The organism is Priestia sp. KCTC 13724, from assembly GCF_056820425.1.
This window is the reverse complement of sequence record NZ_JBXDLD010000171.1, coordinates 1-13,830: the sequence shown is the minus strand read 5'-3', so window position 1 is coordinate 13,830 and position 13,830 is coordinate 1. Positions and strand designations below refer to the sequence as shown.

Annotated in this window: 13 protein-coding genes and 5 tRNA genes; 3 read left to right on the top strand and 15 right to left on the bottom strand. The window is 37.3% G+C overall.

The features are described 5' to 3' along the window. Positions 1-28: 28 nt before the first annotated feature. The gene (locus tag AC1UFB_RS19250; protein ID WP_100346819.1) at positions 29-334 is read left to right on the top strand and encodes a hypothetical protein; all 306 of its coding nucleotides are present in this window, start codon (positions 29-31) and stop codon (positions 332-334) included. After that, the gene (locus tag AC1UFB_RS19245; protein ID WP_100346818.1) at positions 327-755 is read left to right on the top strand and encodes an endolytic transglycosylase MltG; all 429 of its coding nucleotides are present in this window, start codon (positions 327-329) and stop codon (positions 753-755) included. Before AC1UFB_RS19250 ends, AC1UFB_RS19245 begins: the two co-directional genes overlap by 8 nt. A 36-nt stretch (positions 756-791) precedes the next feature. On the opposite strand, the gene phoU is transcribed toward AC1UFB_RS19245, so the two are convergent. The 15 genes from phoU to AC1UFB_RS19170 all read right to left on the bottom strand — a co-directional run bounded on the left by phoU (position 792) and on the right by AC1UFB_RS19170 (position 12,801). Next, positions 792-1,451 carry a phosphate signaling complex protein PhoU gene (gene phoU / locus AC1UFB_RS19240; RefSeq protein ID WP_025911582.1) on the bottom strand — a complete coding sequence of 220 codons (660 nt, stop codon included), beginning with the start codon at positions 1,449-1,451 and terminating at the stop codon, positions 792-794. A gap of 30 nt (positions 1,452-1,481) precedes the next feature. After that, the gene (gene pstB, locus AC1UFB_RS19235) at positions 1,482-2,273 is read right to left on the bottom strand and encodes a phosphate ABC transporter ATP-binding protein PstB (protein WP_100348152.1); all 792 of its coding nucleotides are present in this window, start codon (positions 2,271-2,273) and stop codon (positions 1,482-1,484) included. A gap of 66 nt (positions 2,274-2,339) precedes the next feature. Further along, the gene (pstA, locus tag AC1UFB_RS19230) at positions 2,340-3,215 is read right to left on the bottom strand and encodes a phosphate ABC transporter permease PstA (RefSeq protein ID WP_186317481.1); all 876 of its coding nucleotides are present in this window, start codon (positions 3,213-3,215) and stop codon (positions 2,340-2,342) included. 2 nt (positions 3,216-3,217) lie between these two features. After that, positions 3,218-4,174 carry a phosphate ABC transporter permease subunit PstC gene (gene pstC / locus AC1UFB_RS19225; RefSeq protein WP_051567222.1) on the bottom strand — a complete coding sequence of 319 codons (957 nt, stop codon included), beginning with the start codon at positions 4,172-4,174 and terminating at the stop codon, positions 3,218-3,220. A 71-nt stretch (positions 4,175-4,245) separates the two neighbouring features. Continuing rightward, complete coding sequence (locus AC1UFB_RS19220) at positions 4,246-5,196, bottom strand: PstS family phosphate ABC transporter substrate-binding protein (protein WP_061785793.1); 951 nt, start codon at positions 5,194-5,196, stop codon at positions 4,246-4,248. A gap of 261 nt (positions 5,197-5,457) precedes the next feature. Further along, the gene (locus AC1UFB_RS19215) at positions 5,458-7,638 is read right to left on the bottom strand and encodes a peptidoglycan D,D-transpeptidase FtsI family protein (protein ID WP_100346816.1); all 2,181 of its coding nucleotides are present in this window, start codon (positions 7,636-7,638) and stop codon (positions 5,458-5,460) included. Between the two features lie 156 nt (positions 7,639-7,794). Beyond that, entirely contained in the window at positions 7,795-9,075 is a 1,281-nt protein-coding gene (locus tag AC1UFB_RS19210) for an MFS transporter (protein WP_025911588.1), read from the bottom strand. A gap of 120 nt (positions 9,076-9,195) precedes the next feature. After that, on the bottom strand, positions 9,196-9,804 hold the full coding sequence (gene sodA, locus AC1UFB_RS19205) for a superoxide dismutase SodA (protein WP_025911589.1): 609 nt from the start codon (positions 9,802-9,804) through the stop codon (positions 9,196-9,198). A gap of 226 nt (positions 9,805-10,030) precedes the next feature. Then, positions 10,031-10,123 (bottom strand) — tRNA-Ser (locus AC1UFB_RS19200). Positions 10,124-10,133: 10 nt separating this feature from the next. Beyond that, positions 10,134-10,210, bottom strand: a tRNA-Ile gene (locus tag AC1UFB_RS19195). A gap of 1 nt (position 10,211) precedes the next feature. Then, positions 10,212-10,286: transfer RNA gene (locus AC1UFB_RS19190), tRNA-Asn, on the bottom strand. Between the two features lie 33 nt (positions 10,287-10,319). Beyond that, a tRNA-Met gene (locus AC1UFB_RS19185) sits at positions 10,320-10,393 on the bottom strand. 1 nt (position 10,394) lies between these two features. Continuing rightward, positions 10,395-10,469, bottom strand: a tRNA-Asn gene (locus tag AC1UFB_RS19180). 65 nt (positions 10,470-10,534) lie between these two features. After that, positions 10,535-11,017: a DUF456 domain-containing protein gene (locus AC1UFB_RS19175; protein WP_025911590.1), complete on the bottom strand. Its 483-nt coding sequence runs from the start codon at positions 11,015-11,017 to the stop codon at positions 10,535-10,537. Between the two features lie 128 nt (positions 11,018-11,145). Further along, positions 11,146-12,801: a Na/Pi cotransporter family protein gene (locus tag AC1UFB_RS19170; protein WP_482589753.1), complete on the bottom strand. Its 1,656-nt coding sequence runs from the start codon at positions 12,799-12,801 to the stop codon at positions 11,146-11,148. Positions 12,802-13,036: 235 nt separating this feature from the next. Here AC1UFB_RS19170 and AC1UFB_RS19165 point away from each other — a divergent pair, with 235 nt between their 5' ends. After that, entirely contained in the window at positions 13,037-13,774 is a 738-nt protein-coding gene (locus AC1UFB_RS19165) for a DUF1189 domain-containing protein (RefSeq protein ID WP_482589751.1), read from the top strand. The last annotated feature ends 56 nt before the right edge of the window (positions 13,775-13,830 follow it).

Sequence of the window (13,830 nt, the reverse complement as noted above, 5' to 3'; positions counted from 1 at the left end):
ATTTTATCTTTTGTAAGAGGTGAACCACATGTTATATGCTTTTATTACCCTAATTGCACTTTCCCTATTTTTACTTTTATTTTCTTTTTTAAAGGAAACAAAAATACAGTCCGTAGAAAAACAGCTAGAGCACCTTTCATTGACTGTTCTACAAGATCAATATCAAACCACTAAGCGCTTAGATTTGTTAGAAGAAGCCCTATTATCTGACGAAGATCCTGATATAGCAACTCATTCGGCCCATGCTAATGCTCTACCTCCAAACCAGCAGCATCTTCATAAAGAAGACGTAAAACGACTGCTTAGCGTACAAGGAGTAAATCGCCATGAATAGTTTAACGATACGAGGATTTGCTATTGGGATATTAACAACCACTTCAATTTTAGCTGTCGTTTATGTTATTCAAGAGAAAAACGCTACTTCTTTGAAAATTAGCGATGCTGATCTACATGCTTATGCAGAGGACCACCAGTATGTATTAATTAAAAAGAAAGAATACGAAGATTCATTAAAACCTGCTTTTGAGAAGCAAGAGACTAAATCTAAAACAAGTGAAGTATCAATCTCTATAAAAGCAGGAATGTCTAGTTTAGATATTGCACATACATTAGTAAACAATCATATTATTGATTCGACAGATGAATTTGAGAATCTCGTTGCTCAAAAAAATGCGAGCACAAAATTCCAAGTTGGTACCTATACGCTTACATCGAATATGAGTTTAGAGCAAATTGTTAACACTTTAACAAAATAAGAAGCGCCCAGCATTAGCTGAGCGCTTCTTATTTTGTTATTCATTTAAGTCATAGCGTTTTCCTTTTACTAAGTAAAATACGCTTTCTGCTACGTTTGTTGTATGATCTGCCATTCTTTCCAGGTAACGAGCAATAAATAACAGCTGCGTAATTTGATTCATAGCTTCTTGCTTTTCTTTCGCAAGGTTAAGCAGCTCTTTAATGGTAATTCCGTAAAGCTCATCTACTTCATCATCCATTTCAGCAACTTTTTTAGCAAGGGTTAGGTCCTCTTCATGATATGCCTTTAATGACAAGCTAAGCATTTCAATTGAAATAGCATGCATCTTTTTCACATGCTCTAGCGGCTTAATTAAGTCTTCTTTTCCAATGCGAATTGCTGATTTAGCGATGTTCACTGCAAAGTCTGCCATACGCTCAACGTCAGAAGCAATCTTAATAGCTACAATAACTCTTCTTAAATCAGTGGCAACTGGCTGCTGTTTTGCAAGCAATAGAATAGCTAAGTCATTAATCTCTTCTTCAAGTTGATCAATTTCCGTGTCACCATCAATAATCTCTAGCGCTAAATCGACATTTTGCGTTTGTAAAGCTTCAATAGCTTTTGCTAACGCTTCTTCTGTTAACCGACCAATCTCTAAAAGCTTTTCACGTAAAATTTTTAAATCAGCATGAAACTTTTCACGTACAACCATGTAGTCCATCTCCTTTTAATTGATCAACTATTAACCAAAACGTCCTGTAATATAGTCTTCTGTTCGTCTATCAGATGGGTTTGAGAAAATTCGATCAGTCTCTGCAAACTCAACAACTTCTCCATTTAAGAAAAATGCTGTTTTATCTGAAATACGTGCAGCCTGCTGCATATTATGCGTTACGATAATGATACTAAATTCCTTCTTCAGTTCTTGAACAAGCTCTTCCACTTTTAACGTTGAGATTGGATCAAGAGCAGACGTTGGTTCATCCATTAAGATTACGTCTGGTTCAATTGCCAAACATCTAGCAATGCATAAACGCTGCTGTTGACCACCTGATAACCCATAAGCATTTTGATTTAAGCGGTCCTTTACTTCGTCCCAAATTGCCGCACCGCGTAGGCTTTTTTCCACAATTTCATCTAAAATTTTTTTATTGCGAATGCCGTGAATACGTGGTCCATAAGCTATATTATCATAAATTGATTTTGGGAATGGGTTTGGCTTTTGAAAAACCATTCCTACTTGTGTACGAAGCTCTTCTACTCGATATGACTTATTAAAGATATTTTGTCCACGATATTCAATTTCACCAGACGTTTTTACAATTGGACTCATTTCAACCATTCGATTTAACGTTTTAATATACGTAGATTTCCCGCATCCTGATGGACCAATAATGGCTGTTACTTCATTTTCATGAATATCTAAATCAATGTTTTTTAACGCTTGATTTTCTCCGTACCATAAGTTTAAACCTTTTGTTTTATAAACAATTTCTTTTGGTTTGTTAATGGGATTTATATTTTCCTCTGTCATTTTTTGATCGATTGTGATTGTCATGGAAAGCTCCCCCTTCATCCTACTATCATCATTCAATTAAGCTTAATAACGCTTTTGAAATTTGTTACGAATAAATACAGCAATGGAGTTCATTACAATTAAGAACACTAATAACACGATAATTCCTGCTGCTGCTACGCTTTGGAAGTCTGCTTGCGGTCGACTCGTCCAGTTATAAATTTGCATCGGTAAAGCCGTTGCGGTATCTAATACACCAGCTGGCAAGAAGGCAATGAATGTAGGCAAACCAACTACTACAAGCGGTGCTGTTTCCCCTACCGCTCTTGATAAAGCTAAAATGCTTCCTGTTAAAATACCAGGGATTGCTGCCGGCAGTACCACACGGTAAATCGTTTGCCACTTAGTTGCTCCCATTCCAAACGAAGCTTCACGTAAATGAGTTGGCACTGACCTAATGGCTTCCTGTGCCGCTACTACAATAACCGGTAAGATTAACAAACTCATTGTTAATCCAGCTGCTAAAATACTTCTTCCTAACGATAACTCACGAACAAAAATGGTTAATCCCAATAATCCAAACACAATTGAAGGTACACCTGCTAAGTTAGAAATGTTTAATTTAATGAAATCATTAAATTTATTTTTCTTTGCGTACTCTTCCAAATAAAGCGCTGTTCCTACTCCTAAAATCAATGATACTGGTGCAATGACAGCCATCAGCCATAAGGAGCCAACTAGTGCCGCTTTAATTCCAGCATCTTCTGGTCTTCTCGATGCAAAGTTTTGTAAAAAACCTGTATCAAGCCAGCCTAATCCTTGAGTCAATACCCGATATAAAAGCATACCCAGAACTGCTAATCCAAAAATCGTTGCACAGAAAAAAATGAACCTTAAAATACTATTTTTTAATAACCGCCCATGCATACGTTGTTGTACTTGCTCGCGATCCACGTACATAATTAGTACTCCTCCCTAAAGCGCTTTGTAATAAACTGAGCTAGTAGGTTCATAATGAGTGTAAAGACGAATAACGTCATTCCCACAGCATAGATACTGTAATAAACAGTCGTTCCATACCCTGCATCTCCCGTTGCAACCTGAACGATATACGCAGTCATCGTTTGAATTGAACCCGTTACGTCTAGTGCCATTGTCGGCGTAGCTCCACCAGCTACTGTAACAATCATCGTTTCACCAATTGCACGCGAAATACCGAGTACAAACGATGCGATAATTCCTGACAGAGCTGCTGGTAACACCACTTTTAATGCCACCTCTAAACGTGTTGCTCCTAAAGCTAAAGCTCCTTCTCTCATTGATTGAGGTACAGAACTCATTGCATCTTCTGATAGAGAAGCAATCATAGGAATAATCATGACACCAACTACAATACCTGGACTTAAAGCATTAAATAACCCTAAATCTGGAATAACATCTTTTAAAAGCGGTGTAACAAATGTTAAAGCAAAGAATCCATATACAATTGTTGGAATACCTGCTAATACTTCTAAAATCGGTTTAATAATACGTCTTGTTCGATCCGACGCGTACTCACTCAAAAAAATTGCTGCTGCTAATCCAACTGGAATAGCAACGACCATTGCAATTACAGTAATCAATAGCGTTCCCGTAACAAGTGGTAAAACTCCAAAGTTACCTGCTTTCTCAATAAACGGAAGCCATTTTTGACCTGTAATAAACTCAACAAAAGATACTCTTTCAAAGAACATAATTGTTTCAAAAATTAATGTGAACAAAATCCCCACGGTTGTTAATGCGGATACAGCAGCCGTACAGAAAAGCAAAATTGGCATCACTTTCTCTATAATCATTGATGCTCCTTTTTTTGATTTATTTTGCTTTATTAATTCTCGAATCGAACCCTTCTTAGTGTTGCCATTATTCGCTAAAGCCAATGTAGTAAACTCCCTTCCATCGCATGGAAAGATGAGAAGCAAGCGTTGCGCTGCTCCTCATCTTCATTTGTCTATTTCTTTAAACCTTCAAGCGTTTTTAACTGCTCGTCATATTCTTCATCTTTTAAGCTCACATAACCTACTTCTTCAGCAAGCTCTCCTGCATTTTCAAGCGTAAATTTAACATAGTCATATACTTGCTCTTTATCTTTTAGTGCTCCAACACTTGCATAAGTAAATAGCGGACGAGATAATGGTGCGTATTCACCGCTCATAACGGTCTCTTTTGTTGGTTCCACTGGACCGTTTCCACCATCAATTGGTACAACTTTTAACTTATCTTTGTTTTCAGAGTAATACGCGTAACCGAAGTAACCAATTGCGTTTTTATCACCCGTTACACCGTTTACCAACACGTTATCATCCTCTGATAATGTTGCAGACTCTGTAATTTCTTTTCCATCTAAAATTACTTCATCAAAGTAATCAAATGTCCCAGAGTCATGTCCTGGAGAATAGAATTTAATTTCTTCATCTGGCCAGCCTTCACGAATATCAGACCATTTTTTTGCTTTTCCATCGTTAACCCACATTTTTTCTAGTTCTTCAACTGTTAAATGATCAACCCAATCATTTTCTTTATTGATAACAACTGATAGTCCGTCGTAAGCTAGTTCAAACTCTTGAACGTCTACGCCGCCTTCTTCAGCTGCTTTCTTTTCTTCATCTTTAATTGGACGAGATGCGTTACTTAAATCCGTTTCACCTTTTGTGAATTTTTCAAATCCACCGCCCGTTCCAGACAAACCAACGGATACTTGAACTCCAGGTTGAGTTGCCATATATTCTTCGCCAACTGCCTCCATAATTGGATACACAGTAGATGAACCGTCAATTGCCACATTTCCTTTTAATTGTTCACCTGAGTCACCAGCGTCACTTCCTTGACCGCCGCCACATGCTGCTAGCACAACTGATGATCCGATTACTGCTGACATTGCTAGAAATTTAAAGCTTTTCATTCTCAAATTCCTCCTACGACATTTCGTTGTTTTGTCCTACAAGCTATACATTAAAGCCCAACTATTAATTCCGTTTTAAGCAAATGTAAAGCTTTTGTAAATCAAGGTCTTTTTACTTAAACCAATGGAAAAACAACAGTCTTTTTTCTTATTTTTGGATTTTATTCTATGTTCTTACTACTTATATTTAGAAATGTTATTCCCTTAAGAAAAAAGAGCATATAAAAAAAGACGCTGAGGTTTCAGCGCCTTTTTTCTTTGCTATTCTTCTGCATTTGTAGCTTCTGCATCAATTACTTGTTGCTGTTGTTCTTGCTCATCTACTTCCTTTTCACCCTTTTGCTTTAAATCAAAGTATAAATCCATTGATTCACGAGCAAGTTCTTTTGTAATATTATTCGGGCTACTTGGTGTGAATGCTGAAGGAACAACTACTGCCATTGCTACTTCTGGGTTATCTGCCGGAGCATAAGCGATAAATGTAGAATTATTAATTGCAATTGGATCCCCGCCATTCGGGTTTTTCTCATAAGCCTGTGCCGTACCAGATTTTCCAGCTGGATTATAAGGAGCGCTTGCAAATGCTGCATATCCACTTCCACCTTGCTCTTGAGTTACCCTCTTAAGTCCACTTTGTACAGCTTTAATATATTCCTGCTTCATAGTAATTCGGTTTAATACTTGCGTTTCGAACGAGTATTCAACACCGCCAATTTCTTCTTCTTTAATTGTTGGTTTCCGAATTTCTTTTACAATCTGAGGCTTAATACGATAGCCACCGTTTGCAATTGTTGATGCGTATTGAACAACTTGAAGAGGCGTATACGTATCATATTGACCAATAGCTAAGTCAAGAGCTGTACCCGGGATGCTGCTTCCACCTTGGAAGCCCGTCGCTTCATTATCAAGCTCAATACCAGTAGACACACCAAGACCAAATTGACTGTAGTACGAGCGAAGCTGCGCAAACGTATTTGCTTTAATTGGTAAAGAACCATTATATCGATACTGCACATCAGCCATCGCCATAACCGTTTTAAACATAAATACGTTTGACGATTGTTTTAGTGCTGTAGAGTAATTGATTGGTCCCATATTTTTAAAGGATTTCTTTTCTTTCGTTCCCGCAAACTTAATTGGCTCGTCGACAAAGATTGTATTAGTTGTAATTGCACCAGAATCTAACCCTGCTAATACAGTAGCCCCTTTTACTACAGAGCCCATCGTGTATGAAGTTGATAAATTCCCTAATGCAAAATCTTCAATTTTAGCAGCACCTGTTTTGGAATCCGTTGTATATCTCTTACCTGCCATTGTTAGGATTTCACCCGTATTCGGATCCATCATAACAACAAACGCTCGGTCTAAAAATCTTGTACCAGACATTTGTTTCTTCTCAATTAATTGTTTTGTAATAGCTTCTTCTACTGCTTGTTGAAGCTCTATATCAATAGTTAACACTAAATCACTTCCGCGCTGCCCTTCAGTTAATTGTAAGGTATCGATAAGATTTCCGCTTCGATCCGTTATATATTGAACCTGCTCTTTTTGACCTTTAAGCTGTGATTCGTATTCTTTTTCAAGATAGCTCGTACCGACTTGATCATTACGACTGTATCCTCTGGACAGATAGTAGTCCACTTTATCTCTTGGAAGACCTTCATTGGCTGATGATACATTCCCTAAAAGTGTACGAAGCGTACCGCCTTGTGGGTAATAGCGTTCCCAGTAAGTGGTTGTATCAACACCTGGAAGCTGCGATAAATTTTCACTAACAATAGCAAATTCAGCCGGCGTTACGTTTTTCTTAATAATTTGAGGAGTTTGGGCATAACCCGCTTCCATTTGTCTTTTAATTGCCAAAACTTCTAAGTCATCAGCTAATGTTTGTAAATCTCGCTTTGTAATGCGGCTTAATTGACGGTTATAAAGCTCTTCATCCGTCATTTCTCCCGCTTCTACTTTACTTCGGTCACTATCACTGATTTTCTTTTCAGCTTCTTTTGGATTGAGCATAATCCAATAATCTTTTAAATCACGCTCTGTGATTTTTACAATGTCCTCAGCATTTTCATCCACTGTTTTTTCTGGTACATCAATTGCATCCGTTGAGTAAGGAACATCAATTAACTTTGCTAATTGTCGAGCGATTTTCAATCGCTCTTCCGCAGTGTTACCTTGGAAGCGCGTATATGTAATCGCATTTAGAGGTGTATTGTCGACAATCACACGATTATAACGATCGTACATTCTACCTCGCGGAACCGGAGTATTAACGGTTACGTCCTCGGTACGCTCAACTTCACGTTGGTAACTTTCCCCATGTACAATTTGTACTAAACCTAAACGTAATATCAGTACCGAAAACAGCGCAAAGATGCCTAGAAATAAAATGTTCATCCGAAACGAGACATGACTTTTACGTTTATTTTTCTTTTTCATTTCTTCACCTACAATTTATCAACATATATATAATCTCATCATAATTTTTTCATTTTGGCAAATAAATAGACACCTTAAAGGTGTCTATTTATGCTGTGTCTATTGTAAAAGAATTTTGTGCTAATTTCTATAGTACAAAGTAATTATCTATCCCCATTATGCTGGAGATTCACCGTCTCCTTCATTTAAAGCTGGCTGTGTAACCGACTTAGGGGTGTGTTTGTTCGTAGGTTGAGAAATGTTGCGAACACAGAAGTAAATACAACAGTGTCCTGCGCCGATAACAGCTAACAGTATGGGTAAACTTTGCTGTTCATTAAAAAAGACCACAGCAATGAGAAAAGAGCCAATTGAAATAATGCGTCCAATATTTAAGAATACATCTCGAACAACAATATACTCAATACGTTTAGAAACAATGTCTTTAGCTCGACCAATCACATCATACGTTAAGGACATATACGGTACCAGCAAAATAGGGTAGCCGATTGCGATACAAATCGCATATAAAATGAGGTTTGTATATGATAAGTTAAACAACAATAGAAAGACTGAACCATACAGAAGGATTCCACCTGCCAAAATAAACTTTAAGCGGTCTTTTTGTTTAATAAACCTAGAAGCAACATAGTACGCAACAAAAGCTACAGCTGAATTTACCAGCCCAAACGTACCAAGTGCGAGTTCACTGTCAGTTGTAATAAAAACCAATACTGACACCACGAAAATGAATGTCCCTTCTCTAATTCCTTGAAATACGTGTGCATATAAGATTCTGCGCCAGTCTCGATTGTATTTCCTTTCTCTTAGTACTTCTCTAAATTTATATACGCCCTCAGCTGGACGTCTTTGTAAAAAGAAGCTAAGGACAACTGCACAAACAAACATTAGGAGTGAAACGCCAAAGACCACACGATAACCAATGTATTCGTATAAGCTAGCAATAATAAAGCCCGCTCCTAGAGGTCCAATCATTCCAGCAAACGAATTTAATACTCCTAGAAAACCATTGAAAAAGTCCCGTGTATCAGGTTCTGTAATTTCAAACGTTAACACGTTAAATGCTAACCAATAAAATCCATACCCTATTCCTAAAAGAGCACCGAGAAGAATTAAAAATTCATCGGCACGGTCGCCTACCATCAACACCACGATATAGAAAACAGATAGAAACGAAACACCTAATCGAAGCACAACGACTCGATCAATTTTTTTAGCCCACCTTCCTGCTAAAATAAAGGTTAATGGCTGAAAGATAACAATGACTAAATTATAAATCGCTAAAGCAGAAAACTCTCCTGTTTGTTTCCATAAATACACGTTTACAAATGAATTGGAAATTGAAATTGCTAAAGCATATAGCCCTCCAATGATAAGTAATAACAATAAATCTTTATTAACTTCTACATCTCCAACAACTTTTTTTAATAAAGGCATATAAAAAACTCCTTTTCTCTTCTACCCCTAGTGTGTGAAAAAGAAAAGGAGATATGTAAAAGAATTGGAAAACAAAAAAACCAGTAAAGGCAATAATTGCTTTACTGGTTTTTTCTCTCATTATTTTGCTGCTGCGTAGCGTTTTGCAACTTCGTCCCATTTAATTACATTAAAGAATGCTGAAATGTAATCTGGACGACGGTTTTGGTAGTTTAAGTAGTAAGCATGCTCCCAAACGTCTAGTCCTAGGATTGGTGTTTTACCTTCCATTAGTGGGCTATCTTGGTTTGGTGTACTTGTTACTTCTAATTCACCGTTGTTTACAACTAACCAAGCCCAGCCAGAACCGAAGCGTGTAGTTGCTGCTTTAGCGAATGCATCTTTGAATGCGTCAAAGCTTCCAAACTTACTGCTAATTGCGTCTGCTAACTCGCCTGTTGGCTCGCCGCCACCGTTAGGGCAAAGAATTGTCCAGAATAATGAGTGGTTAGCATGTCCACCACCATTGTTACGTACTGCTGTACGGATATCTTCTGGTACAGCATCCATATTTGAGATTAACTCTTCAACACTTTTAGAAGCTAAATCAGCTTTTCCTTCTACTGCTGCGTTTAAGTTTGTAACGTAAGTGTTATGGTGTTTCGTATGGTGAATGTTCATCGTTTCTTTGTCGATGTGTGGTTCAAGTGCATCATATGCATAAGGTAATTGTGGTAATTCGTAAGCCATGGGTAATTCCTCCTTTAAAATATATACCTAATTTGGTGAAAGAAAACTCACCTCATGTTTTTAGATTAGCAAATTTAACCTACGCTTTCAATGAAAAAGCATTTAATCATCACTTATATTTACCTGTTTCCCACTGTCTATCCTATTTAAACGTAAAATTTTATTTGAAAACAAAATAAAAAATCTTTCTTCACAATTGTAAAGAAAGATTAATCAACAATATGTATGGCGGAGGAAGAGGGATTCGAACCCCCGCGGGCTTTAACACCCCTGTCGGTTTTCAAGACCGATCCCTTCAGCCGGACTTGGGTATTCCTCCAACCTTTTCATGGTGGACCCTGCAGGACTCGAACCTGCGACCGGACGGTTATGAGCCGTCTGCTCTAACCAGCTGAGCTAAGGGTCCTTGGCTCCACAGGTAGGACTCGAACCTACGACCGATCGGTTAACAGCCGATTGCTCTACCACTGAGCTACTGTGGAATAATAGTATGTATGCTTTGTCACTTAAAGGAATAGCGGCGGAGGGGATCGAACCCCCGACCTCACGGGTATGAACCGTACGCTCTAGCCAGCTGAGCTACACCGCCATGGCTCCACAGGTAGGACTCGAACCTACGACCGATCGGTTAACAGCCGATTGCTCTACCACTGAGCTACTGTGGAACGATATAACATTTATTAGCGACATTAAAAATTTAACATGCTTTTAATTAAAAGTCAACAAATTATTATAAAACAACGATAAGAAAGTAAATAATCATTGCCGCCTGTATAATTCCTTTTGAAATAGCACCGCTGAAAAAGCCAACTAACGATCCAAAACCAATCTTTATAGCATTTTGAAAATTCGTACGGTGTACAACTAACTCACCAATCACCGCCCCTAAAAATGGGCCAATTAATATACCAAGCCCAGGAATTAAGAATGGACCAACCAACAATCCAATGGTGCTTCCCCAAATACCCGCTTTTGTTCCACCGAACTTTTTAACACCAATTAGATTTGCCAAATAATCAGCGGCAAAAAGTGCTGCCACAAGCAGACCTTGAATAAGCACAAACAAGAAAGTATATGGTTCAAAACTATAGAAAAACCCGTACAATAAAAATCCAAGTGCTACAAACAGTACGCTTGGAATAATAGGATAGACTAATCCAATAAATGATACAACAAAACAAATTGCAATGAGTGTCCAATATAAAAAGTCCAACTTAACACGTTTCCTTTCATCTCAATCTCTATTTACTATTATTATCAAACAGTATACACTGTAACAACTTTTTTGATAATAATATTCCATAAAAAAGAGCAACTCGTTAACGAGTCGCTCTTTTTAGCTTATTGAGATTTTTGAGTCACACTCTTTTGATTTTCTCCTAACACTGCTTCTGCAATATTAACTGCGTGATCTCCAATACGCTCTAAGTTACTAATAATGTCAACAAATACAATACCAGCTGAGCCTGTGCAAGCACCTTCGTTTAAGCGTAAAATATGCTTTTTACGAAGTGAACGCTCCATGCTGTCGATTTGATCTTCTTGTTGCATTACGTGAACGGCTTTTTCACGATCGTTGTTCTCTAGTGCTGCAACAGCTTCTTTAACTGTTGAAATTGTTAGTTCAAACATTTCTGCTAAATCTTTATTAGCTTCAGATGTTACCTTTACTTTGTTAGTAATTTGATAATCAACAAGCTCTACGATATTTTCAAAATGATCTCCAATACGTTCAATATCACGAGCCGTGTCTAAAAGCATTGAATGCTCTTCACTTTCTGAAGCTGACATAGAAGAAGAAGAAAGTAAAATTAAATAGTTAGTAATTTTTTTATCTAAATTGTTAATGGCATCTTCAATTTGTAAAGCCATATCAGAATGCTTATGTTGCTTCGTTTTCAAATAATTGTTTGCTTCTTCTAATCCAATTGTTGAGAATTGCCCCATACGAACGAGCTCTTCTTTTGCTTGTCCTAACGCAATTGATGGTGATTGTTCAATAAAAACTGGATCTAGATGTTTCGGTTTAAAGTCAACTAACGCATCGTCTCCAGGAATTACTTTTGTTACGATTAAAGCCAATAATCCAATAAACGGAAATTGAATAATAGTATTCGTGATGTTAAACGTTCCGTGTGCAAAAGCTATCGTCATCTCTGGGTTTAATGCTAATGTATCTTGTAAATATAAAACAAACTTTGTGAACAGCGGTAAAATAATTAAGAAGATAACTGTTCCAATAATATTGAACATTACATGAGTTAACGCTGCGCGTCTTGCCGCAACGCTTGCACCAATGGATGCTAAAATTGCCGTAATAGTTGTACCAATATTATCACCAAACAATACCGGTAACGCTGCATAAATATCGATTGCTCCTTGGCCAAATAGCTCCTGTAAGATACCAATTGTTGCACTTGAGCTTTGAACGATAACCGTAAATACTGTACCGATGACAACACCTAAAATTGGGTTATCACTCATACTTACTGTTAAGTCTTGAAACGCTTGAAGGGAACGAATTGGCTTCATGCCATCGCCCATTAGCTCTAAACCAAAGAATAACATCCCAAAGCCAAATACGATTTGACCAAAGTTTTGAACTGGCTTGCTTTTAAAGAAGAATAGCATGAGAGCACCTACAGCTAAAATCGGTAGCGCATAGTCTGAAATTTTAATACCGATAATGAAAGCTGTAACGGTTGTCCCGATATTCGCTCCCATGATAACGCCAATGGCTTGGCGTAAGTTCATAAAACCAGCACTTACTAACCCTACGGTAATAACAGTCGTTCCGGAACTACTTTGAATAAGTATGGTAACTAAAATCCCTGCTAACACACCCATAAATGGGTTGGTTGTAAAACGATCTAGTATATCGCGTAATTTATCTCCAGCTGACTTTTGTAAGCCATCACCCATGAATTTAATCCCAAACAGGAAAATCCCGAGGCCACCGATAAATTCAAATATCATCTTCTGAACATCTAGTTCCAAAGAATTTCACTCCTATCTCTACAGTCTCATTTTTCGACAGACATCTACAAGTCCCACATAATTATTAACGTAAAATAAATGTTGTGTAAACGCTGATTCTAAAAAATTTACATTATCTTAACATTTCATTTACATAACACAGCATCCACATAAAAAAAGTCATTTTTTCACACTTTCATTATGAATATAATGGTAAAATAAAAAGCAAATGTTACTAAAATAAGGAGCTTTGCCCATGGAAATGTTTCGCCGCTTTTTAATAAGTACATACCTTCCAAAAAAAGCAGTGATGCTTCGGTTTGAACATCCAAATAAAACCATTGGGTATGTTTTATTGCTAACTGCTTTTTCATTACTACCAGCTTTGCTTTTTATGATACCCACAATTGTAAGCGGTTATCAAAACGCCGTTCAGCATATTGAAACCCCATCCACCGCTGTTTACCTTGAGGATTTCAAACTGTATGAAAAAGAAAAAAGAAATGTTTCTAGTTCTTCGTTTACTCTAGATTCCACCATTACAACTGAGGAGATTTCAAGTGCACCGCCTTTATATGGAATAGGGTTGCTAAAAGATGGTGTCTTTCTTGCCATTAAGGGCCAAGTACAGGTCTATTCATACGAACTTTTAGGATGGAATTCTTTAAGTAAAGAAAATCTTTTACATCACTTAAAAGATATTAAAAATACACTTTTTATCTTCATTCCTCTCTCTGTCTTTTTATTATTTTGTTTAACAGCAGGATTAAAGTTTATTCAAATTACACTGTTTGCTGTGATTGGTCTGTACGCGAGTCGCTTCACCAAAAGAATATTGACGTTCAAACAAGCTTGGGTGTTGAGTGCTTACAGCAGTACTCCCATGACTGTTCTATTTATGGTAATTGATTTGCTCTCTTATTCTGCGCCTTATTCAACAAGCCTTTATTTAGTTGGAGTGCTATTTGCATATGTATTTATTTTATCTATATAAGTTGAATTTATCTTTTACAATCGAATGCACAATCGATCAATAACTTTTCTAGGTGA

What these genes read in the sequence shown, in the direction of transcription:
- AC1UFB_RS19210 (WP_025911588.1), bottom strand. Translation starts at nt 9,075, where the DNA reads ATGCCTTTATTAAAAAAAGTTGTTGGAGATGTAGAAGTTAATAAAGAT.
- AC1UFB_RS19245 (WP_100346818.1), top strand. Translation starts at nt 327, where the DNA reads ATGAATAGTTTAACGATACGAGGATTTGCTATTGGGATATTAACAACC.
- AC1UFB_RS19215 (WP_100346816.1), bottom strand. Translation starts at nt 7,638, where the DNA reads ATGAAAAAGAAAAATAAACGTAAAAGTCATGTCTCGTTTCGGATGAAC.
- AC1UFB_RS19220 (WP_061785793.1), bottom strand. Translation starts at nt 5,196, where the DNA reads ATGAAAAGCTTTAAATTTCTAGCAATGTCAGCAGTAATCGGATCATCA.
- sodA (WP_025911589.1), bottom strand. Translation starts at nt 9,804, where the DNA reads ATGGCTTACGAATTACCACAATTACCTTATGCATATGATGCACTTGAA.
- pstB (WP_100348152.1), bottom strand. Translation starts at nt 2,273, where the DNA reads ATGACAGAGGAAAATATAAATCCCATTAACAAACCAAAAGAAATTGTT.
- AC1UFB_RS19165 (WP_482589751.1), top strand. Translation starts at nt 13,037, where the DNA reads ATGGAAATGTTTCGCCGCTTTTTAATAAGTACATACCTTCCAAAAAAA.
- pstA (WP_186317481.1), bottom strand. Translation starts at nt 3,215, where the DNA reads ATGTACGTGGATCGCGAGCAAGTACAACAACGTATGCATGGGCGGTTA.
- phoU (WP_025911582.1), bottom strand. Translation starts at nt 1,451, where the DNA reads ATGGTTGTACGTGAAAAGTTTCATGCTGATTTAAAAATTTTACGTGAA.
- AC1UFB_RS19250 (WP_100346819.1), top strand. Translation starts at nt 29, where the DNA reads ATGTTATATGCTTTTATTACCCTAATTGCACTTTCCCTATTTTTACTT.